This is a genomic window from Hallella multisaccharivorax DSM 17128 (assembly GCF_000218235.1).
Taxonomy (GTDB): Bacteria; Bacteroidota; Bacteroidia; order Bacteroidales; family Bacteroidaceae; genus Prevotella; species Prevotella multisaccharivorax.
Genome location: NZ_GL945017.1, coordinates 2,244,359 through 2,265,632, shown reverse-complemented (window position 1 = coordinate 2,265,632; position 21,274 = coordinate 2,244,359). Strand labels below are relative to the sequence as shown.

Here is a 21,274-nt window from a genome sequence, read left to right as displayed (position 1 = left end):
CAAAAGAATGTACTTGAAATAATTCTGGACAGCTCCCGATCTGTTTTTAATGTGCAGTCATTGAGGATGCTGACTACATGCGAGGATGGTCAGAAACTGGCCAAGTCGCTGCACTATTTCGTTAAGAAGGGTAGGATACGCAATCCCCGTCGCGGCATCTATACCAAAGCATCATACGATGAGAGGGAGATGGCTTGCAGCATTTTCCGTCCTGCCTACATTTCGTTGGAGTATGTACTTCAGCGGTATGGCGTCGTGTTTCAATACGATGACGCAATCACGTGTGTAAGCTATCTGAATCGTCTGGTTGAGATTGACGACAAGACCTATCAGTTCCGTATCATCAATCCTGAATTATGGATTGGCATGGAGGGTATTGAGCAGCATGATAACATCATGATAGCCACTCCCGAGCGTGCTTTCCTTGATATGGTGTATCTTAGTGCCGGCAACTGTTATTTCGACAATCTGCACCCACTTAATAAGACAAAGGTCAAACAACTCCTGCCAAACTACCAATCAAAGATGTTGACTGGGAGAGTGACCGAACTGCTCAATCTGAAATAATAATGGACAAGAATAAACATAAACTACCCGTTGGTTGAATTAAATTAGCGCATATTTGACTTGTCCGATAGGCTTATGATTGATGAAATTGGAATACTGCAACATCGTAAAGGCTGCGATTTTAGCTGCCATCCTTGTGAAGAACCCTTGTGGTTGCTTTGCATAGTTGCGTATCATCATCAAATGGTCATTCAGCTGAGAGAACACCGTTTCAATTCTCTTTCTGTACTTTCTATACGCCCAGCTTGGCGGTCGCCAGTTTTTCTGGTTCAACCTATATGGTACGTCAAGTATGATATTGGCTGCGGAGAACAAGTCCTGCTGTACGGGGGCACTCAGATACCCCTTGTCGCCAAGTATCTGCAGGTTTCAAGGATTTTTCGGAACTTTGCAATGAAGTTGCGCATAGCAATGATTTTGTAACTTAATGTATTGAACAACGCTAAGTTACTAAAAATCAACGATATGTGCAACTTTTTCATTATGAATATCTTATCTAATTAATTCAACCAACGGGTATAAACTCTATATGGCTCAGATTTTGAGCCTTATCTTCAAGGACAAGGATCTCTGCAATGTCATGGCATTCAAGGGAGGAACTTCATTGATGTTCTTCCACCAGCTTAATCGTTTTTCTACAGACTTGGATTTCAATCTTCTTGTCCCGGAGAAACTAGACCTGGTATATGACAAGGTAAGAGCTATACTGACACGTTTTGGAACCATTGACGATGAAGCGAAGAAACTTTATGGGCCTGTGCTTGTGCTGGATTATGGCAAAGGGGAGCGCATGCTAAAGGTGGAAATATCCATTCGTCCATATCCTAACCACTACGAGACACGCTCATTGGCTGGTACTGATATCCGCGTGATGACGATGCCCGACATGTTTGCTCATAAGTTGTGCGCAATGGGTGAGTGTCTCTCCCCACGTGACATCTTCGACGTGTGGTTCTTCTTGCAGAATCATACTGAAATTAACGAGGAAATCGTCAGGATGAGAACAGGGAAGAGCGTAAGCCAATATGCCCTCTGGTGTGCGGAACATGTGCGGGAGGCAAGTCCCAAACTACTCATGCAAGGACTGGATGAGGTGCTAAATGACACGAAGTCTAAAGCTTTTGTCAAGAATAAACTCATAGAAGAGACAGCCTCTGCGCTTGAGCTGTTTTCATCCTTCCCGGTAATTGCCAAACAAGATTAAAAAGTCACGACTCGGCATCGCCCTTTACTGTCTCGCCTAGTTGTAATAGCAGTGAAGTCATTCACGCCGTAAAAAACATTCGACTCACACAGAAGGTGCGGGGTGCAAGGTCTACTACATATATAGACCTCGCACCCCGCACCTTTTGTGTAGCCAAGAAGATTCTTAAAATATTATCAACCAAATATTTGGTGACTCGCACATTTTTTGCTATCTTTGAACCCAATCAAAAGTGAGTGTTCATTTCAAGACTGAGTACATGGTCTTTATGTGGCCAAAACAAGATGTTAGGGGGTCTCTAAAAGACCAAAACATGGCTACACATGCGGTACATGGCGAATGAGTGAAGATATAATTGCTTGCCAATAAAGATATTATCAAAAGGGGTTCGAGTTCCTCTCTCTCCGCATCAACAAATAGGCTAAGCCTCTGAGTTTCAATGACTTAGGGACTTTTTCTTTGCTCATTATTTTATTTTGCCCCACTTTTTGCCCCACTTTTTGCCCCACTTTTTGCCCCACTTTTTTAGGGTTCTTCCGTTAAATGCGTAGACGCCTATCATGCAATGCATATAGTCTTAGGGTAAAGTATTCATCATTTCTAAACCCATAAATCTGTCTTTTCAGCACTTTAATCTTATTGTTGATTCCCTCTATTCTCCCATTTGAGATATAATGGTCATACCATGCAAGAATGTAGGGTTTGTATGCCCTGACGGTTGATGCCATGACTGCCAGTGGCTGTATCTTTGCATCAAAAGCCTGTCTGACCCATTCGTCAAGCACCTTCTCTGCATCGTCCTTGCAGCACTGGTTCCATATCTCCTTAAGATCTTCCTTGAGATAATAGGCTGTCATCAAAGGCTTGTTCAAACTCAACGCATTCTCTAATCTGTTCCTGTGCTGATGATCGAAGATGTCATTTCCATTTCTCAGCAACAGCCATCTGGTACCCTTTATTACCTTGCGCTTGTTGACATCCCGTTCCGCATGCCAGAGTTGCCTTCTGAGTTGGTCGAGTTTCTCGTTCATGAGCTTAGTTACATGGAAATGGTCTACAACCAGTGCTGCCTGGGGCAGATGTTCGGTCACAGTCCTGGTATATGCGGCGGATAAGTCTGTGCAGACAGCCTCTATACGGTGTCTGTCATCTCCGAGTCTGCTCCGGAACCCATCAAGGGATGCCTTGCCATTTCCCTCTCCTACATACACGATGTGACCATTGTCGAGATTGACCACAATGGTCTTGTATACCTGGCCTTTATGGGTTGCGAACTCATCAATGGATATTCGTCTTAATGTGGACAGGTCCGGAGTTCCGTACTCTGCCTGCAAGAACTCCATCTGAATGTTACGTACAACGTCCCACGATACTTGCAGGAACCAGGAAATGTCCTGGATCGTTGCAAAGCGTGACAGGTCAAGTACCATGTTCGCAAAGGCCTGTGTATGTCGACGTTTCCCCTTGGCAAAATCAATCTTCTCCTGCTGGATACACCCACAGTCATGACATAAAACACGTTGTACATGCATGTCCAGATAAGTCTTGTTTAAGCCGATTGGCACACTTACAAAGCGACGAATGTGGCTGCCGTCAAGAACAACATGATGGCTGCCGCACGCTGGACAACAAAGTTTTTCCCTGGGTGTTTGGATTTCCAAAACTAATTCATTACCTTCGTAGCGCATATCCTGACATTCCTGTCGGGAGACGCCTAAGGCGTTTTGCATTATGCTGGTATTCATGTTCTTGGAGTTTGGGCACTACAAACAAAGATACATAATACCAGCTCTTTTAAATATATACAACAGCCTATCTATTCATTTAACGGAAGAACCGAGTTTTTCTGTTGTGTCTTAATCCTTATTGTAATGGAAGATGCTCTTAGAGTGTAAAAAGTTCCTTAAGAAGTTTTATAGCGGTTGGGTCTTAATCCTTATTGTAATGGAAGATGCTCTTAGAGAAAGTACAAGCAGTTGATTCAGATTCAGTAGCTGCGTCTTAATCCTTATTGTAATGGAAGATGCTCTTAGAGATTGTTGACGAGCTCGAAAGTATGAGCTTGCTCAAGTCTTAATCCTTATTGTAATGGAAGATGCTCTTAGAGACGGGCAAGAATATGAAGTTGAAAAAATTTTATCTGTCTTAATCCTTATTGTAATGGAAGATGCTCTTAGAGACCTAGCCGATACGGCGTATACAGCCGATGTAGAATGTCTTAATCCTTATTGTAATGGAAGATGCTCTTAGAGATTATTTCAAGCCAGAGTACTGCCATTACAGTAGTCTTAATCCTTATTGTAATGGAAGATGCTCTTAGAGTTCAAACTCCACACCCTCTGCCACGGACATCGGAATGCCGTCTTAATCCTTATTGTAATGGAAGATGCTCTTAGAGACTACGAGGAGTATGATATAACACACCAATATTTCGTCTTAATCCTTATTGTAATGGAAGATGCTCTTAGAGGACTACACAAGCGTAGCATATCAGGCTGACGTAGTGTCTTAATCCTTATTGTAATGGAAGATGCTCTTAGAGAGGAGGACAAAGCCGAGTAGTCTTCACAGACAGGATGTCTTAATCCTTATTGTAATGGAAGATGCTCTTAGAGGCAGCCGATAAAAATATATGTTCAACGAAAAACGTCTTAATCCTTATTGTAATGGAAGATGCTCTTAGAGCACAGAACAGTTTCACAATCACAGGTTTCGTCGGTGGTCTTAATCCTTATTGTAATGGAAGATGCTCTTAGAGACTTCGACATCCATCTGACGGCTACAGCCATCGAGAGTCTTAATCCTTATTGTAATGGAAGATGCTCTTAGAGGATGATAAATTTTACAGAAAACAAAGAGAGCAACGTCTTAATCCTTATTGTAATGGAAGATGCTCTTAGAGTGTAAAGGACTCTATTCGCTCGGGCAGCCGATAAAAATTGTCTTAATCCTTATTGTAATGGAAGATGCTCTTAGAGGGCAGATATCAAAATTCCCAGATATACCTAACCCTTTGTCGCTGTTTATGTAGCAATATTTGACAAAGAGCTTGGAAAAGTGGGTTTTTCTAAACGGGTGCAAAGATACAAAGAATGTACAAGAAGTCAAAGAATGCGGAGTGAAAGAAACTTAAAAGAATAGTGTATTCCGGCTGCGAGTGATGATGTCTACATCGATATGCTGGCCAATGATGCTCATAGCCCTCAGCTGGTCTGTAGAGATGGGGCAGATGATGATGCTGTCATGATTGTCATAAAGAGACTGCACTTCGGCCAAATCACGCTTGATGGTGTCGAAAACGGTCTTGTCGAGATCGGCAAGAAAGATGGATCGCTGGATGCGTGTACATCCTTGGCGTTCGAGATACTTGGCGATATGGTATCGCACTTTGTTGCTCTCAATATCATACATGACAAGAAATAACATATTGGTGGCAGTTCGTGATGGACGGTTGACGATGCCCAACAGATGGTCGATGCGTTCACGGAGAGTAGGCATACGGTCGAGACCACCTGTCGGGCGGTTGATGGTTGGAGACCCGCTCAGGCCGGAGTGGGTCAGCTTCCTTAGAATTTCAATGTAGGGCAGGGGTCCGCGGGGTTTTCTCATGGGCATAATGTTTTAGCAGGTCAGTAAAAACTGGTTGACAAGCTGGGCCAGCAGCTCGTTGAGCTCTTCGCTGGTGCCTCTTCGCGGTGATATGACGACGCTAAAGCCTTTCCGGCCATAGAAGAGGTTGACCTCGGCTTCTTTCAGTCCCACCTTAGCCCGTATCTTCTTGGCATACTGAATGTTGATGATCTCTGTAACCACCATGCCGGTTTGCTCTATGAAAGTCTTGATGTCGCCGATGATGTCGTTGAGCAGCTGGGGTACGAATGCGGGCGGAGCCTCTCGTTGTGGGCGGGCTTGTGGGTTGAGCTGGCAGCGTATGCGGTCGAGTACCTCGCGGTCAGGGTCTTTGGGACCAGCGGGTGCAGAAGATCCTTTGCCGGCTGCCATCTTCTCGTGCCGGTCGAGCTCGTGTTTGGTATCGAATACTGAGGTAGGGTTGGTGGTATCAATCAGTGTACTCAGGTCGACTGTATCGCAGAGGGGGTTGTAACAGGCATTGGGGTCTGTGCTGATGAAGCAGGCCCGGCTCACGTCGCAGGTCTTGGTGTCGATGACCTGCGAGAGGTGGTGCTGGCTGGCAAATGTGGCAGCAAAGGCTCTGTAGAACAGAGAGAATAGGCCGGCATCGTAGCACCGCTCTTTGAGTCGAAACATGACCTTGAGTCCGTCTTGGCTTGGCGAAGCAAAACACATGAGTACCCTTGGATCGGCGAAGAGCTCTTGGCGGACGCTGGGCAGTGAGAGCTCTTTGGCGGACAGGTGGTCAATGTCGAGGATGAAGGTCTCGGTGAAGGCGAAGTTCTCCTTGCGCCGGTAGGGCGGGGTGAACTGTCCACAGACAAAGTATGGAAGTTGGCGCTTGAGCTGGTTGTAGCGCTGAGTATCCATGGCATAGACGATGCGGAGCTGGCGGATCGTGTTGGCGATGGCGGGCTTGGGGTTTCGCAGGCTGTTGAAGAGCTGTTCCTCGGGAATCTTCTTCAGTTCGTCGGCAGACGATTGAATGTTTGTACCATACATGACCATAGCTGTTCGTGTTTAAGGGTTGGCATTGGCGGAGGGTGGGAGGACGTGACATAGAACCTTGAACTTCTGGGCCAGCGACTGTACGTAGAGCGATAGGGTGGTGAGGCGCGAACGAGTGACGCCGCGCACGGTGATGACTTCGTCCATGTAGTCGTTGAGTGACTGGATAAGCACGCGGCGGCCCAGTGGCTCGAGCCAGTAAGAACCATCGTCGCGGACGGAATAGAACTCCTCAGTGACCACGTTCTGGGCCAATAATGTATAGACCACGTAGTCTACCCAGATACGGTAGAGCTCAATGATGTCGAAGACCAGGACTGGCCGGTTATAGTCGTCACGGTGGAGCACGCCGATGTAAGGATCCACGCCGGCCTTGATGAGCGCACCCTCAATGCGTCCGTAGAGGATGCCGTAGCCATAATTGAGGAAAGCATTGGCCACATCGGTGGCGGGATGCTGGCTACGCTCGCTGAACCGCATAGCCTCGGGCAGAAAGTGGTTGATGGTGGCGAAGTAGATGCGGGAGGCCTGACCTTCCCAGCCACGCAGAGTGGGTGCTATGTCGTTGACAATCTCGCCTTGTAGAGCTCTGATCTTGCTTCGGTAGTCTTCGAGGCGGGCAATGTTCTTCTGGGTAAAGACCTCTTGTTCGCTGTCAGTGTTGAAGAGCAGCATCAAAGCCTGCTGGTTTTCTATCTTCTGACAGATGGTTTCCTTGATCCAGTCTACAGCTTCGTGCGAATAAACAAAATTGAGTTGTCCTTTGCGGATGGTGGAGATGGAGCCATATCTGGGACTCCATATCCGACCTATGGGATTGCCAGAACGGTCCATGAACATTACTTCTATCTCCTTTTCCACGGCAAGCATCACCGCATCACTGGTTATCTGAGCTCCACGGCTAATCTGGATGCTATCAATTCCTGTGGCGGGTATGCGCTGACGACCGTCTTGGGTGGTAATGACGAATCCTTCGTTGTCGCGATTGAGAGAAACGCCATAGGTGTTGAGAATCAATTCCATGTGATCTGAAGTTTGAGATTAAGTTCAATATTTTTCTAACTCCTATTTCATGCGATGAAGAAGTCGTCGGAGATGTGTAGCCGCTCGCTGGCACGCGTCACCCACGAAAATGTAGTGCCCCTTGGTGTCATAGGCAATGTGGTCGGTGAGCAGTTTACCCGAACCGAAGATGGCCTGCGAGGGATGATGCTGGGCGATGTCCGACACCATCGATGGCCTCGTCAACAATATAGATCTTGCTGTCATAGTCGTCGTTGTCAGCACTCAAAGCAGTAAATTGTAGCAGGAGCTGCCCTGTCTTGTCCTCTCCGTCTGACTGGTCTATCTGGTTGACTACATGTTCGATGTCCTGGTTGAAGTCTTTGAACTTGTAGATGCAGCTGTGTACTGTCGTTGCAGGACGGTTGGTCTTGTTGCTCAGTATCTTTGCCGCCCTGCCCATGGAGGCAAGCAGCTCGAAGTCTTTATTCTGTCCGGTCATCCAACCAATGAGAGCTTTCATCAGTGTCGTCTTTCCTGTTCCGGCATAGCCGGTGAGGATGAAAGCGCGTGCCTCTTTGCCGTCAACAAATTGTTTCAGCCTTTCGAGTGCCTGCTGAGAGAGCGTCAGTACGATATCGGGGTCTTGTTTTTTCTCCATGATGGTTGTTTTTTGCCTTTCTACTATTCTTAGTATTCCCTGAATCGAACGAAGGAGAACTGCACCACCTTCCTACCGTCACTCAGTTCCTGCACCACTCTTTCTGATGTGGAGGCCACGCAGTGGATGCCAGCAGCTTTCAGTTTTTCCACAAGACGAAAAGTGAAGGTCATCTCGCCCATAATATGAATGGTGACTTCCCGGGCGGGATAGGCTGTCTGATATATTTTTCCAAGAGTTTTTTCTACCAACTTGTCCAGTTTCTTATTGTCGAGGTCGGCAGATATGTCGGGGAAAGGAAGATCCTTGATTTCCCCATATTGGCGAGCTGCCGTAAGCTGTGTCTCGTCCCACTTGTCGGAAGGGTGGTTAGACAAGTTGACGAATGTGCTCCGTTGGTTGGCTTGTTCCTCGTATTCCCGAGTTAAGCATATCGAGAAATTATTCAGGGCCTTGGCTATGTTGTCTTTGATGCTCTTCGTCTCCAATGGTTTCTGCTTCGAGCGATAGCCGGAATGGTTGTAGTCGTTTCTTACTTCGGATATGTTGTTGAAGGTCTGGTAGACAATGGGTTGTTCTATCAGAACATCGTGCAGCACCTCAATAAGTTTTTCCTTGTCAGCATCCTTGACCGTCCACAGGGCCGGAGGCAATACCTTGAACTTGATAACAAATGCCGAATTGACAATACCCCGTTCTGCCTCGTTGTCTTTCCTAATACCATGCCGTTCGCAGAAGAAGGTAACAACCCCTTCCTGCAAGATCGTCACTGCCTGTTGGTAAAGATGGTTGTCGTAACACCACTGGGCTGCATGAAGACAGTTTGTAAGAGAATCTCCGGAAACCGGCATTGTTGCCACCACCTTTTTTATTATGGGTTCGAGAGGCTTAATGACTATGGCTTCAATTTTTTCGCTTCTTACTCGCAAGTCATCCAGCGTGTCTCCTTCGCTGATGTGCATTCCCCGGCAGGTCTGACGTTCGTCTACCAGACTCTTCAATGAGGAAACAAAATCCGCCAGCCTCTTGTTGGCTTCTGTTCTCGTTGCTTCATTCCTCTGCAATATTTTGATAGAGTTGGATGCCAACTCGCTCATTTTCTCAACATACCCGTTTTGCAGGAAGTCGGCTGCGGCGAACGTCCAGTCTTGCAGCATCGTCAGAGGCAGCAGATCGACGATGGGCGCCCCCATATCCGTGCGTGCCTCATAGTTGCCATAAGAAATGTGGGTGATGTGCACGTTCTTGAGAAACTTGGCGTAGTTGCCGAGCACCAGGATGAGCATGGACAGGTAGCGGAAGGAGTGTGTCAGGTCGAAATAGACTTCGTCGCCCTCTTCCATCAGGTCGAAAGCCGTCTGGAATATCTTCCACATCTCTTCTTCGTTCTTGCCGTCGGGAATGGGTATGGGGGCTACCTGTGTTGGTAGCCCCATCCGTTGCAAGGTGCTTTCAAGACCTTCGTAAGGGATGTTTGCCTTGGTGTGTGAGTCTATGCGTTCGGCTATCGCCTTGTCCCAGTTGCTGTGTTGTGCCCTATCTGTTAGCAAGATGCAAATTCTGTCCTGCTCTGTCCACGGTTCTTTCTTGCCGATGAGCTCAAGCGTCGCCTGCTGTATGAACCGTGTTTCCGTAGAGTGGAAGTTGCCTTGCACATATCGGCAGGTCTCGTAGATGCTTGCTCCGAGAATAGATATGAATAGTTTGCGTGCCATGAGATTTTATTTGGTGTTGATGTTAAATAGTTCTTTGTTGAGTTGCAGGAACAGAACCTCCTGTGGTGTAGCTCTGTCCTGGTGCTCTTGCAGGCTGAAAGGCATAATGTCGCTGTCGGCACATTTTTCTTTGTAGCGAAGGGCAGTGCCATTGTGGTTGTGGAAGAGGATGTTACTTGATGGAATGGCAGCAATGACGGCTCCCCGGAACAGTGGAATCTCGGAGCGATGGAGAGGAGTGTCAAACTGTATGGTCAGTGTCTTTATTTTGGTCATGAGTTTTTAGCTGTTGTTATATTTCTAAGCAGAAACTCTAAAGGTTTTGTTGCTATAGGGAAATGGCCCAGATGCCTTAATATGCAAAGGTAATCTCTTTTTTTGTAAGTAAGAAAGTTTTTTTTGCCTTTTTTTTAAAAAAGGACAATATCTCTTAGGAGAATGTCATTTCTTCATTTTAGCCTTGCGGGCAAAGTTAAACAGACTTTGTGGTAGATGGCAATAGCCGGTCGGATTCTTGTCGAGATAATCCTGGTGGTATTCCTCAGCCGTGTAGAAATTCTTCAAGGGCAGGTTCTCAACGGCAAGTTGGCCATGAATCTGCTTCTGCTCCTCCTCGAAGGTCTTTCTGATAATGGGCTCGTCCTCTTTGTCCACATAATAGACGCCGGTGCGATACTGTGTGCCACGGTCATTGCCCTGCCGGTTGATGCTGGTAGGGTTGATCGCCTTGAAATACATTTCCAAAAGGAATCGTAGACTGACTTTCGAAGGGTCGTAAGTGACGTGCACCGTCTCGGCGAAGCCTGTCTTGTCGGTGCACACCTCTTTGTATGTCGGGTTCTCGGTATATCCGTTGGCATAGCCCACCTCAGTATCAACCACGCCATCTATCTGCTTGAAATAGTGTTCGGTGCCCCAGAAGCAGCCACCTGCCAAATAAATCTCTTTTCTTTCTGTCATCATACTGTCTTTTTGTTCAATCTTCTCTGACGGCTCCTGCATACGACATGAGGCAAAGACTGTCATTAATAATAACGTGATATAGCGAAGAAATCGCATATCCTATTTTTTTATTTGATGCACTTTCTGCATTTGTTATTTACCGGTGAATACACCACAGAAACAGATATTGCCAAAGGCATCGTAAATGGCATAGAAGAATGGACGGTCGGCATAGAATTCCAGCTTTGTGGGATGCTTGCTGACGATAGCAGACAATTCCTCAATCTCACTGATGGTCTCAGCCGTTGCGGTGGTCCCGTATTGGTCGACGGCAATTTCTGTATCCTGTGTCATCTTTTCCACATACAGGGGTCTCGCTCCGTCATTCATCTGCGAAAAATTGGCCTCTCCACCGATGAACATCCGTCTATATCCAAGATTTGTCAGACTCTCTTTCAGGTCGTTCTTCACCTTGGTTGTGAAGACGGGCAAGTGTATAAGAATCTCGTTATAATGGTGCAAACGGTACTGAATGCGTTTGAGACGGTCTACTGTGAGCGTGCCGAGCAACGTAGATATAGCAGAACCCTTTGCCGGGAGGATGACCACCATGCTGAACTGTCCGTCGTAGGGGAGCCGGACGACAGAGCAGAGGCTGTCGCTCATTCCGCTGAGTATCATTTTGTCATCAGAGTTTTCCATCATTGTGACTTCCACGCTATCGCCAGAGACCGTCTGAAATGGCGCCTTCTTCAGACCGTGGAAGTAGGACATCCATAACGCCTTGAATGTGGTCTTATTTGTCAGAATCGCTGTGTGCTTTATCCCCCAGCTATGACTCACTGTAGCAAAATAACTATTCTCTATACAGGACCTGTATCTCTCGCTGATATTGATGCCTTTATCCTCAAAAGTGTTGATAGTCGTCAACATCGATGGCCCGTGAACCATGCCGCCGGTGGGCTTCTGCTGGCCAATCATCATCCGGCGGTTGAGCGCATTCACACTGTCCAAGTCTACCTTCCCAGCACCGATAGCCTTTTGCAGTTCCGACAACGTGGAGCCATCTGCACCACAGGCCAACATGGACAGGTTATATCTGATGCCCGAGGGGGACACTACAGTGCTCTTCTCCGGCTCCTTGACCACGAGGCTCCGCAGCACATCCAGTCCGAGCGCATTGCTCGCATCCACCTGTGCCGATTCCTGCGCAGTCAGTTTATACGACACTTTTTCATTTGCCGCAGCCTCCTCCAGAGTGATGTTGCTTGGGCCATTCTCCTTACAGCTCATCAGTACTGCTGATGCAGCAAGAGTTAATATTATTAATTTATTATAGTTCATATTCCTAATTTCGCAACCATGTGCGCTATTTGTTGTAATCGGTCGTGGCTGGCATTGGGCAGTACCATTACGTTCCATCTCATTCACAAACGTTCGTGCGTTGCCAACAGAGGGTGACAACAATTGGTTGAATCCATGTGTCTCTTGTTTCCATATGTCACTAAAACGCTCTTCTTTTGGGTTTATTGTCATGTTTTTATCCATCGTGCTTCTTTTTCAGTATCTTCCTCTGAGTTAACTATGTCTCTATCGGGGATAGATATATCTTTCTCGTGCCCAAAGTTACAAAATAAAAGTTGATAATCAGGTTCGTTTCCCGTTTTTATTCTTTACCTGACTATTCGACTTTGAAACAGAATACATGACCACGCCTTGGTCATATGATGACCAGCATGTGGTCACGTCATGACCAAAGCGTGGTCATGGTATTAGTCAGCCGTATCCTCGTCATGATAAAGTTGCAGTCATGGGGATAGAAAAGTCCTCTGTGACGATATGGCCGGCATTTTGCAGACGGGTGACGTACGTGTCGAATTTGCCCCTCATCTTGGGGCCATTGAAGCCACATGCCCTACACAGGTCACGCGTTATCATGTTACCGTTCTCCGCCAGCGTATAGAGGAGTTTCCATGTGCTGTAAGTGCATATTCCACACGGGGTGGAATCTCTTTATATGCCGTGCGACTCATCAGACTGCCGGGGTGACAGGTCAACTGTTCTTCTTCGAAGAGACGTGGCTGGTGGGGGTATATGAATCAATTAGAAGATAAACAAGAAAATCTTTTGATATCTATCAGGTAATGATTACTTTTGCAAAATATCAATATTAAATAAAGGTTAGGAATGACGACACTTCATTTCGCCCTCATCTATCTTGTCATTGTCAATGTGGTGACTTTCTTTGTCTATGGTGTAGAGGATAATGAAATAAGTTTTAAACAAATAGGTAAGATGATATGAAACTTTTAGGAAACATACTTTGGCTGATCTTCGGTGGATTGAGTATCGCCGTGGAATACTTTGCTGCATCAATCGTGATGATGGTCACTATCGTTGGCATCCCTTTCGGCATAGCCAACCTACGGCTTGCCATCCTCGCCCTTTGGCCTTTCGGTTCGCATATCGTTGATGACGGTGCAGGCACGGGCTGTCTGGACCTTTTCATGAACATACTGTGGTTCTTCGTAGGTGGCATATGGATTGCGCTGACCCATCTCTTCTGGGGAATCGTCCTCAGCATCACCATCATCGGACTGCCATGGGGCAAGATGCACTTCCGCTTGATGCGCCTGGCACTCGCCCCTTTCGGGAAACGTATCGTCAATAATGAACTGTAATGGAGAAAGATAAGGCAAGGCTCTTCGGTCATCCCATCTATCGCATGATGAAAGGCATGGCAACGGCCATGGACCGATATTATGTTGACCCGTTGCTGGGTTTCATTGTGCCGTCGGGTTTCGGCGACACGCTGACGGCCTTGCTGTCGTTGCCTTACATCTATTTCTCTCTCTTTGTCGTCAAGTCAGTTCCACTGACCATAGCCGTCATCAACAACATCCTTCGCGACACGCTCATCGGCATGATACCCTTCTGTGTCGGTGATGTGCTTGATATCTTCTATCGGTCATACGGCAAAAATCTCCGATTGATCACCGGCTACATTGAAGGCGACAAAAAAGTGGTCTCTGATGTACGGCGAAAGGTCGTCTATTCAGTCATTGTGATGGTCGTGCTGATAATACTCATCGTGCTTATGTTCAAGCTCTTATGGCTACTTGGCGGTTGGCTGCTGACGACGGTACATAATTGGATATTCTGCTTTCTATGACACCCGACTTTCTTCTCTCTTACCTTGCGAGATTTATACTTTGTGCCGCAATCCTCCGGAATCCCAAAGTGAAAAGTTTCTCAATGTCAGCAGATTTGTGGCAAGGGGTGAGCATAAGTGGAAATTATTGTTAAATGCAGAGTTGACATGAATGAAGTTACAAAAATTGTTGTATTTTTGCATCAACCAATCACAGAGATCAATGAAAACAACGCGATAACTTTTTAAACCATATGCACATGCTAACTCAACAAGACAAGCAACAGATTGAAGGTCGGGGAATGACTATAGCCCAGGTGGAGCATCAGCTCAGGGAGATAGAACAGGGCTTCCCGTTTTTGAAACTCGAAGCAGCTGCGGCTGTTGGCAAGGGAATCACAGTAGAAGATGGGAAAGGACAGAAGGCCGCCATGGACAAATGGCAAGCCTATAAGGATGCGGGGCACAAGATTGTAAAGTTTGTGCCGGCATCGGGGGCTGCCAGCCGAATGTTCAAGAACATGTTTGCTTTCCTCAATGCAGACTATGATGTGCCGCAAACCGACTTTGAAAAGGAGTTCTTCACTCATATTCGTCATTTCGCTTTCTACGACGCGCTCAATGCCAAGTGCCTTGAGAACAACGGGAAAGATATTCCTGCCTTGATAAAAGAGTCTGATTACAAGGTCGTTGTTGCCAATTTGCTCAACAAAGAGGGCCTCAACTATGGCCAGTTGCCCAAAGGTCTGCTGCTTTTCCACCGTTATGACGATGGTGTGCGTACCCCCATGGAAGAACATTTGGTGGAGGCTGCACTCTATGCGGGCTCCAAAGGAGAGGCGCACATTCATTATACCGTCTCGCATGACCATCTGCAGCTTTTCGAGCAGAAGGTGGAAGAGAAGAAGGATGCCTACGAGAAAAAATACGGTGTGAGGTATGACATCAGTTTCTCTGAGCAGAAACCCTCGACGGATACCATTGCAGCCAACCCCGACAATACACCTTTCCGTAACGATGACGGCACGCTACTCTTCCGTCCGGGTGGTCATGGCGCGCTGATAGAGAATCTGAATGATATTGACGCCGATGTCGTCTTCATCAAGAATATCGACAACGTAGTGCCCGACCGTCTGAAGGCCGATACCGTCAGATGGAAGCAGGTCATTGGTGGCGTGTTGGTGGATGTACAGGAAAAAATATTTGACTATCTCCGCGTACTTGATTCTGGAGTTTACAACCATACGAAGGTGGAAGAGATCATTCGTTTCGTTCAGCAAGTGCTCTGCTGCCGGCGTGCAGACCTCAAGCAATTGGAGGACGGAGACCTTGTGCCTTACCTTCGGAAGAAGCTCAATCGTCCGCTGCGTGTATGTGGTGTGGTGCGCAATGTAGGAGAACCTGGTGGTGGACCTTTCCTGGCATACAACCAGGACGGCACTGTCAGCCCGCAGATTTTGGAGAGCTCACAGATTGACATGAGCAATAATAAATATGTGGAAATGTTTACCAGTAGTACCCATTTCAATCCAGTGGATTTGGTTTGCGCCATTAAAAATTACAAAGGCGAACATTTTGACCTGCCAAAGTATGTTGACGCTCAGACCGGATTCATCAGCAGTAAGTCAAAAAACGGCAAGGCTCTCAAGGCTCTTGAACTTCCTGGATTGTGGAATGGGGCAATGAGTGACTGGAATACAGTGTTCGTGGAAGTGCCTTTAACAACCTTCAATCCGGTGAAAACTGTTAACGACCTGCTCAGAGACACTCATCAATAGACAAAAAAAAGCGATTACCTTCACAGGCCACCGCTCCAAATCTTCAATAGGTATTAGTCTCATCTAAGGTAAAAAGATTGTTTTCAGGATAACGTTGACAAAGATACGGCCTTTTGTTGAGACTGCAAAATATTTGACGAAGAATTTTCATAGAATCACTAAAAAATCATATTTAATCATTATTTTTTCAATTCTACGGTTGGGAGATAGGGCCAATCATTGACATGATGAATTTATTGAATAAAAATATTCTTTATTGCTTCTTGACCTCATTACCATTGTTTGCCACCGGCCAGACGAGAATGTGTGTCAATCTGAGGAACTGGGAGTTCTCCCGCGACAGCATTCATTGGCAGGCGGTAACGGTACCCCACGATTGGGCGATCAGTGGTCCGTTTGATAAGAAATGGGATTTACAGACGGTTGCCATTGAGCAAAATGGAGAGAAGGAGAAAACAGAGAAAAGTGGCCGTTCGGGTGCTCTGCCATGGATTGGACGAGGCTTTTACACCACGCATGTGCGGATCGACGAGGTTGACAACCGGCATGTGGAATTGGATTTCGACGGTGCGATGGCTGAGCCTGTGGTCTATGTCAATGGCAGGAAGGCAGGCCATTGGGCTTATGGATACACGCCTTTCAGGGTGGACATTACACATTATATTATTAAGGGCGACAACCGTATCGACGTGTCGCTGAACAATATGGAAGCGAGCAGCCGCTGGTATCCTGGTGCTGGACTGTACCGCCCTGTGATGCTTGTCACAACGAGCATGGTTCATCTTGATTCATGGAAGACGACCGTCAGTACACTGCGCCTCATGCGTAATAAGGCTTTGATGACTCTGTGCACGACGCTTGCGGGAGCACAGAAAAATTTTCACGGGTCGCTGAAGATGTCACTTCTTGATAATGCGACCGGTGAAGAGAAAGACTTAGGCACTTCGCAGATGCAAGGGAGGAATTTCAACGGTGGCTTCCCGGTTGTTGAACCGAAGTTGTGGAGCCCTGAGACGCCGAACCTTTATACATTGAAACTTACTTTGGCAGACAACGAGGGTCAAGAGTTGGATAACCTCTCTCTGCGCTTCGGTGTTCGTACCATCAAGGTCGACTCTATTCATGGTTTCCAACTCAATGGCGTGAGTCGAAAGATGCAAGGCGTTTGTCTGCATCATGACCTTGGCCCGCTTGGCGTTGCTGTCAACAAAGCAGCTATTGTCAGGCAGATTAAACAGCTCAAAGACATGGGATGCGACGCCATCCGAACCTCTCATAATCTTCCCTCGCAGATGCAGATGGATGTGTGCGATTCTCTTGGCATGATGGTCATGGCGGAGAGCTTTGACATGTGGATCTATCCCAAGTGCGAGAATGGCTATTCCCGACTCTTCAAGGAATGGAGTGACAAGGACATCACTGCTCTGGTGGAGGCGAATCGCAACCACCCCTCTATCGTGATGTGGAGCATCGGTAACGAGATTCCTGAGCAATGGAGTTATGAGGGTAGGGTGATAGCCGAGCATCTGCAGAATCTCTGCCACCGGCTCGACCCCACACGCCCCGTGACACAGGGTATGGACAGGGCAGATGAAGCTATCAAGTCGGGTTTTGCCCAGGTGATGGACGTGCCGGGCTACAACTATCGTGTCTATCGGTATGACAACGATATTAAGCGTCTGCCACAGGGATTCCTCCTTGGTTCAGAGACAGCCTCTACAGTAAGTAGTCGTGGCGTGTATAAATTCCCTGTTGTTTGGGGAGTGACTCCTACCGCCGACAAGGACGGGCAGTGTTCCGCTTATGATGTGGAGTGGTGCCCGTGGAGCAATCTGCCGGAACAGGACTTTATGGCGATGGCAGACAAGCCATATACCATTGGCCAGTTTGTATGGACAGGCTACGACTATCTTGGCGAGCCGACGCCCTATGATGAGTACTGGCCGTCGCGCAGCAGTTATTTTGGCATCATGGATCTTGCAGGACTTCCCAAAGATCGGTTCTATCTTTATCGTTCGGTGTGGAATAAGAATGCGCATACCTTGCATATTCTGCCTCACTGGACATGGCCAGGGCGTGAAGGACAGGTGACGCCAGTATTCGTTTATACCGACTACCCCGAGGTGGAACTCTTCGTCAATGGAAAATCACAGGGTAAAGTGAAAAAGAATCAAAGTGTTCGGCTTGAGACTCATGGTATTCCGAAATCATGGTTAGACCCGACAACTCCGGAAGAGGCCATGAAGTATGCGACCCGTTACCGACTGATGTGGCCTAATGTAAAATATGAGCCAGGAGAGCTGAAGGTGGTGGCGTATGATAACCATGGAAATAAAGTTGGGGAATCTGCGGTGCTCACAGCTTCTGAGGCAAGGTGGTTGAAGATAGATGCAGACCGCACCGTGCTGCGTAAAGGCATTGATGATCTTGCCTATGTCTCTGTCTCGCTCATTGACAAGAATGGTACAGTGCTCCCTCAGGCTGATGATCGCATAGATGTGCAGGTAAGTGGAGCCGGAACATTCCAGGCTATCTGCAATGGGGATGCTACATCGCTGGAGTCGTTTACCAGGCCAACCATGAAGCTGTTCAATGGAAAGCTGGTTGTCACAGTGAAAGCCGGTGAGAAGAAGGGTGCAATCCATCTTGTAGTGAGGGATAAAAAACGCGGATTAAAGAAGTCCGTTTCTATACGGGTGGTCTAATACGGGTGACTTGCAAACTCCACATTACATTTTTAGATAAAAAATGATAATGTTCAAGAATTAATGTGTACCTTTGCAGCGGTTTAAAAGCCGAAGCGGAGATATATCTTTAGTTACATCAATATAACGTTATAAACTTTATGAATTTCACTTTGTTAGTCACCGTGTTGCTGACGGCTATCACATTGGTGGTGGGTGCTTACGTCATCGCCAAGCTGATAGGTCCACGCTCGTATAATCCGGTGAAGGGTGAGCCATTTGAGTGTGGTATACCTACGCGTGGAAGCAGTTGGATGCCGCTTCACGCCGGTTACTATCTCTTTGCCATCCTTTTCTTGATTTTCGACATTGAGACAGTATTTCTGTATCCCTGGGCAGTCGTTGTGAAAGAGTTTGGCTGCATGGCTCTTGTGAGTGTCGGGTTCTTCCTGATAGTTTTGGTTTTAGGCTTGGCTTATGCCTGGCGGAAAGGAGCGCTGGAATGGAAGTAAGAAAACCAAGCATCAAGAGCATCCCTTACAACGAGTTTAAGGACAACGATACGCTGGAAAACATTGCTGCACAGCTTAACGATGGTGGCGTGAATGTGGTGCTTGGCTCTCTCGATCAGATGATCAACTGGGGTCGCAGCAACTCTTTATGGTCGCTTACCTTTGGTACGAGCTGCTGTGGTATTGAGTTCATGGCTGTAGGCTGTGCCCGTTATGACTTCTCACGCTTTGGCTTTGAGGTAACACGTAACTCTGCACGTCAAGCAGATATCATCATGTGCGCCGGAACTATTACGAATAAGATGGCTCCTGTCTTCAAGCGCCTTTATGATGAAATGGCTGAGCCAAAGTATGTGGTAGCCGTAGGTGGTTGCACCATATCGGGCGGGCCATTTAAGAAGAGTTACAGCGTAGTGCGCGGCATCGACCAGATAGTGCCTGTAGATGTGTATATCCCGGGCTGCCCTCCACGTCCGGAGGCTATTCTTTACGGTATGATGCAGTTGCAGCGTAAGGTCAAGGTGGAGAAGTTCTTTGGCGGGGCCAACCATAAGATGAACAGCGATGAGAAAGAGACAAGTCTTGGCCTCGGAGGACTGCATGGTATCAGCAATGAGAATATCTCTGGTGCCAAGATAGGCAATCGTGAGCCGATTATGGTGACAGGATCTCCAAATAAGGAAGAAGTCGAGGCACTCGGAAGAGAGCTTGACCAACTCGAGAAAGAGGGCGAGCAGTTTAAAGTTGCTGATGCTCCCAGGCAGCTCACTCAGGAGGAAGCTGCAGCACAGGCTGCTGAAGCAATTAAAGCAAGAAACAATCAATAAGAAGTCGAAATGAAATTAGAGAATAAAGAATTCGGATTTGACAATTTCGCTGCTGAGATGGCGAAACTGAAGAATGAACGGCATTTCGATTTCCTGGTGACTATCGTCGGTGAGGACTTCGGCGAGGAAGGCCTCGGCTGTATTTACATTCTTGAGAATACACAGAGCCACGAGCGTGTCTCGGTGAAGCAGATTGCCAAGGTCGTGGACGGTGACAACTGTGTGTTGCCTTCGGTCATTGAGTTGTGGCATGATGCTGACCTGCTTGAACGTGAGGTCTTCGACTTCCTCGGCATCAAGTTCCTTGGCCATCCTGACATGCGCCGTCTCTTCATGCGTAACGATTTTACAGGTTATCCCCTGCGGAAGGACTTTGACATGAGCCCTGAGGCTAACCAGTTCCCGATGACGGATGAGCCGGAGACCGACTGGACAACAGAATACGGTCTTGACAAGTATGGTCATCTGACACAGACCAGGCACCGTTTGCTTGGTGATGATGATTTCGTCATCAACTTCGGTCCTAACCACCCGTCAACGCATGGTGTGCTTCGTCTGCGCACAGTGGTTAATGGTGAGACCATCAAGCATGTTTATCCCCACCTCGGTTATATCCACCGTGGCATGGAGAAGATGATGGAGAGCATGACTTATCCTCAGACGCTGGCTCTGACCGACCGTCTGAACTATCTCTGCGCCATGCATCATCATCATGCACTCGTCAGTGTCATTGAGGAAGCCCTCGGCGTGGAGTTGTCGGACCGTATCCGTTACATCCGTACGATCATGGACGAGCTGCAGCGTATCGACAACCACTTGCTGTTCCTCGGTACATGCGCTCAGGACCTCTCTGCCCTCACTGCGTTCCTCTATTGTATGCGTGACCGTGAGCATGTGCTCAATGTCATGGAGGAGACTACGGGCGGTCGCCTGATCCAGAACTATTATCGTATTGGCGGTTTGCAGGACGATATTGATCCTAATTTCGTCGAGAATACCAAGACGTTGTGCAAATATCTTCGTCCGATGATTCAGGAATATCTGGATGTCTTCGGCGACAATGTCATTACGCACAATCGTCTTGAGGGCGTGGGCTACATGAACCTTGAGGACTGTATTAACTATGGTGTTACAGGTCCTGCGGGACGTGCAGCCGGTTGGCACAACGATGTGCGCAAGAACCATCCTTATGACCTTTACGATAAAGTGGAGTGGAAGGAAATCACCGGCACGGGTGCTGACTCGATGGAGCGGTACATGATCCATATCAAAGAAATGTACCAGAGCCTGGACATCATCGAACAGTTGATCGACAATATCCCTGAGGGCGAGTTCTACATTAAGCAGAAGCCTATCATCAAGTTGCCCGAAGGCCAGTGGTGGCATTCTGTGGAAGGTGGTGCCGGTGAGTTCGGCGTCTATCTCGAGAGTCGTGGCGACAAGAGCCCGTACCGTGTGAAGATGCGCCCGATGGGTCTCACCCTTGCCGGAGCTTTCGACAAGATGTTGCGCGGAGAGAAGATTGCTGACCTCATCGCTACGGGTGCCAGCATCGACTTCGTTATCCCTGATTTGGACAGATAATCAAAT

The 21,274-nt window shown here is 47.5% G+C and carries 19 protein-coding genes, 2 pseudogenes and 1 CRISPR repeat array; of the genes and pseudogenes, 9 read left to right on the top strand and 12 right to left on the bottom strand.

Annotation, left to right across the window (positions count from 1 at the left end; genetic code table 11):
- Positions 1 to 66 precede the first annotated feature (66 nt).
- Positions 67 to 567: a hypothetical protein gene (locus PREMU_RS09805; protein WP_156803996.1), complete on the top strand. Its 501-nt coding sequence runs from the start codon at positions 67 to 69 to the stop codon at positions 565 to 567.
- Positions 568 to 606: 39 nt separating this feature from the next.
- On the opposite strand, the pseudogene PREMU_RS14625 reads toward PREMU_RS09805, so the two are convergent.
- Positions 607 to 936 (bottom strand): annotated as a pseudogene (locus PREMU_RS14625) (transposase); the annotation flags it as partial.
- A 160-nt stretch (positions 937 to 1,096) separates the two neighbouring features.
- Here PREMU_RS14625 and PREMU_RS09795 point away from each other — a divergent pair.
- Entirely contained in the window at positions 1,097 to 1,771 is a 675-nt protein-coding gene (locus tag PREMU_RS09795; RefSeq protein WP_007574974.1) for a nucleotidyl transferase AbiEii/AbiGii toxin family protein, read from the top strand.
- A 539-nt stretch (positions 1,772 to 2,310) separates the two neighbouring features.
- Here PREMU_RS09795 and PREMU_RS09790 read toward each other — a convergent pair.
- The 11 genes and pseudogenes from PREMU_RS09790 to PREMU_RS16000 all read right to left on the bottom strand — a co-directional run bounded on the left by PREMU_RS09790 (position 2,311) and on the right by PREMU_RS16000 (position 12,765).
- Positions 2,311 to 3,516, bottom strand: a complete 1,206-nt coding sequence (locus PREMU_RS09790; RefSeq protein WP_007574972.1) for an ISL3 family transposase — start codon at positions 3,514 to 3,516, stop codon at positions 2,311 to 2,313.
- Positions 3,517 to 3,624: 108 nt separating this feature from the next.
- A CRISPR array of direct repeats spans positions 3,625 to 4,749; the repeat unit is 37 nt; unit sequence GTCTTAATCCTTATTGTAATGGAAGATGCTCTTAGAG.
- Between the two features lie 151 nt (positions 4,750 to 4,900).
- Positions 4,901 to 5,380 (bottom strand): CRISPR-associated endonuclease Cas2, encoded by a 480-nt coding sequence (gene cas2 / locus PREMU_RS09785; RefSeq protein WP_007574971.1) that lies wholly within the window; start codon positions 5,378 to 5,380, stop codon positions 4,901 to 4,903.
- Positions 5,381 to 5,392: 12 nt separating this feature from the next.
- Positions 5,393 to 6,406 carry a CRISPR-associated primase-polymerase type B gene (locus PREMU_RS09780; protein WP_223918641.1) on the bottom strand — a complete coding sequence of 338 codons (1,014 nt, stop codon included), beginning with the start codon at positions 6,404 to 6,406 and terminating at the stop codon, positions 5,393 to 5,395.
- Positions 6,407 to 6,424: 18 nt separating this feature from the next.
- Positions 6,425 to 7,435, bottom strand: a complete 1,011-nt coding sequence (gene cas1 / locus PREMU_RS09775) for a CRISPR-associated endonuclease Cas1 (RefSeq protein ID WP_007574967.1) — start codon at positions 7,433 to 7,435, stop codon at positions 6,425 to 6,427.
- A gap of 154 nt (positions 7,436 to 7,589) precedes the next feature.
- The gene (locus PREMU_RS09770) at positions 7,590 to 8,075 is read right to left on the bottom strand and encodes an AAA family ATPase (RefSeq protein ID WP_007574965.1); all 486 of its coding nucleotides are present in this window, start codon (positions 8,073 to 8,075) and stop codon (positions 7,590 to 7,592) included.
- A 29-nt stretch (positions 8,076 to 8,104) separates the two neighbouring features.
- Positions 8,105 to 9,790, bottom strand: a complete 1,686-nt coding sequence (gene csx2 / locus PREMU_RS09765) for a TIGR02221 family CRISPR-associated protein (RefSeq protein WP_007574963.1) — start codon at positions 9,788 to 9,790, stop codon at positions 8,105 to 8,107.
- A gap of 6 nt (positions 9,791 to 9,796) precedes the next feature.
- Entirely contained in the window at positions 9,797 to 10,066 is a 270-nt protein-coding gene (locus PREMU_RS15710; protein ID WP_007574961.1) for a hypothetical protein, read from the bottom strand.
- 165 nt (positions 10,067 to 10,231) lie between these two features.
- Positions 10,232 to 10,741: pseudogene (msrA, locus tag PREMU_RS09755) on the bottom strand (peptide-methionine (S)-S-oxide reductase MsrA); the annotation flags it as partial.
- Between the two features lie 144 nt (positions 10,742 to 10,885).
- Positions 10,886 to 12,076, bottom strand: a complete 1,191-nt coding sequence (locus PREMU_RS09750; RefSeq protein ID WP_169311319.1) for a serpin family protein — start codon at positions 12,074 to 12,076, stop codon at positions 10,886 to 10,888.
- Between the two features lie 447 nt (positions 12,077 to 12,523).
- Positions 12,524 to 12,670, bottom strand: a complete 147-nt coding sequence (locus PREMU_RS16005; RefSeq protein WP_419185122.1) for an AlkZ-related protein — start codon at positions 12,668 to 12,670, stop codon at positions 12,524 to 12,526.
- A complete protein-coding gene (locus PREMU_RS16000) occupies positions 12,667 to 12,765 on the bottom strand; it encodes a winged helix-turn-helix transcriptional regulator (RefSeq protein ID WP_223918667.1) in 99 nt (32 codons plus the stop codon). The genes PREMU_RS16005 and PREMU_RS16000 overlap by 4 nt, the downstream gene beginning before the upstream one ends.
- Positions 12,766 to 13,032: 267 nt before the next feature.
- Here PREMU_RS16000 and PREMU_RS09740 point away from each other — a divergent pair, with 267 nt between their 5' ends.
- From PREMU_RS09740 to PREMU_RS09710, 7 genes are all read left to right on the top strand, one after another.
- A complete protein-coding gene (locus tag PREMU_RS09740) occupies positions 13,033 to 13,413 on the top strand; it encodes a YccF domain-containing protein (protein WP_007574952.1) in 381 nt (126 codons plus the stop codon).
- Positions 13,413 to 13,904: a DUF4112 domain-containing protein gene (locus tag PREMU_RS09735; RefSeq protein WP_007574951.1), complete on the top strand. Its 492-nt coding sequence runs from the start codon at positions 13,413 to 13,415 to the stop codon at positions 13,902 to 13,904. Before PREMU_RS09740 ends, PREMU_RS09735 begins: the two co-directional genes overlap by 1 nt.
- 239 nt (positions 13,905 to 14,143) lie before the next feature.
- Positions 14,144 to 15,661 carry a DUF4301 family protein gene (locus PREMU_RS09730; protein WP_007574949.1) on the top strand — a complete coding sequence of 506 codons (1,518 nt, stop codon included), beginning with the start codon at positions 14,144 to 14,146 and terminating at the stop codon, positions 15,659 to 15,661.
- A 224-nt stretch (positions 15,662 to 15,885) separates the two neighbouring features.
- Positions 15,886 to 18,366: a DUF4982 domain-containing protein gene (locus tag PREMU_RS09725; RefSeq protein ID WP_007574947.1), complete on the top strand. Its 2,481-nt coding sequence runs from the start codon at positions 15,886 to 15,888 to the stop codon at positions 18,364 to 18,366.
- A gap of 140 nt (positions 18,367 to 18,506) precedes the next feature.
- Positions 18,507 to 18,857 carry an NADH-quinone oxidoreductase subunit A gene (locus PREMU_RS09720; RefSeq protein ID WP_007574945.1) on the top strand — a complete coding sequence of 117 codons (351 nt, stop codon included), beginning with the start codon at positions 18,507 to 18,509 and terminating at the stop codon, positions 18,855 to 18,857.
- A complete protein-coding gene (locus tag PREMU_RS09715) occupies positions 18,848 to 19,684 on the top strand; it encodes an NADH-quinone oxidoreductase subunit B (RefSeq protein ID WP_007574943.1) in 837 nt (278 codons plus the stop codon). Before PREMU_RS09720 ends, PREMU_RS09715 begins: the two co-directional genes overlap by 10 nt.
- Positions 19,685 to 19,693: 9 nt before the next feature.
- The gene (locus PREMU_RS09710; RefSeq protein ID WP_007574941.1) at positions 19,694 to 21,268 is read left to right on the top strand and encodes an NADH-quinone oxidoreductase subunit D-related protein; all 1,575 of its coding nucleotides are present in this window, start codon (positions 19,694 to 19,696) and stop codon (positions 21,266 to 21,268) included.
- The last annotated feature ends 6 nt before the right edge of the window (positions 21,269 to 21,274 follow it).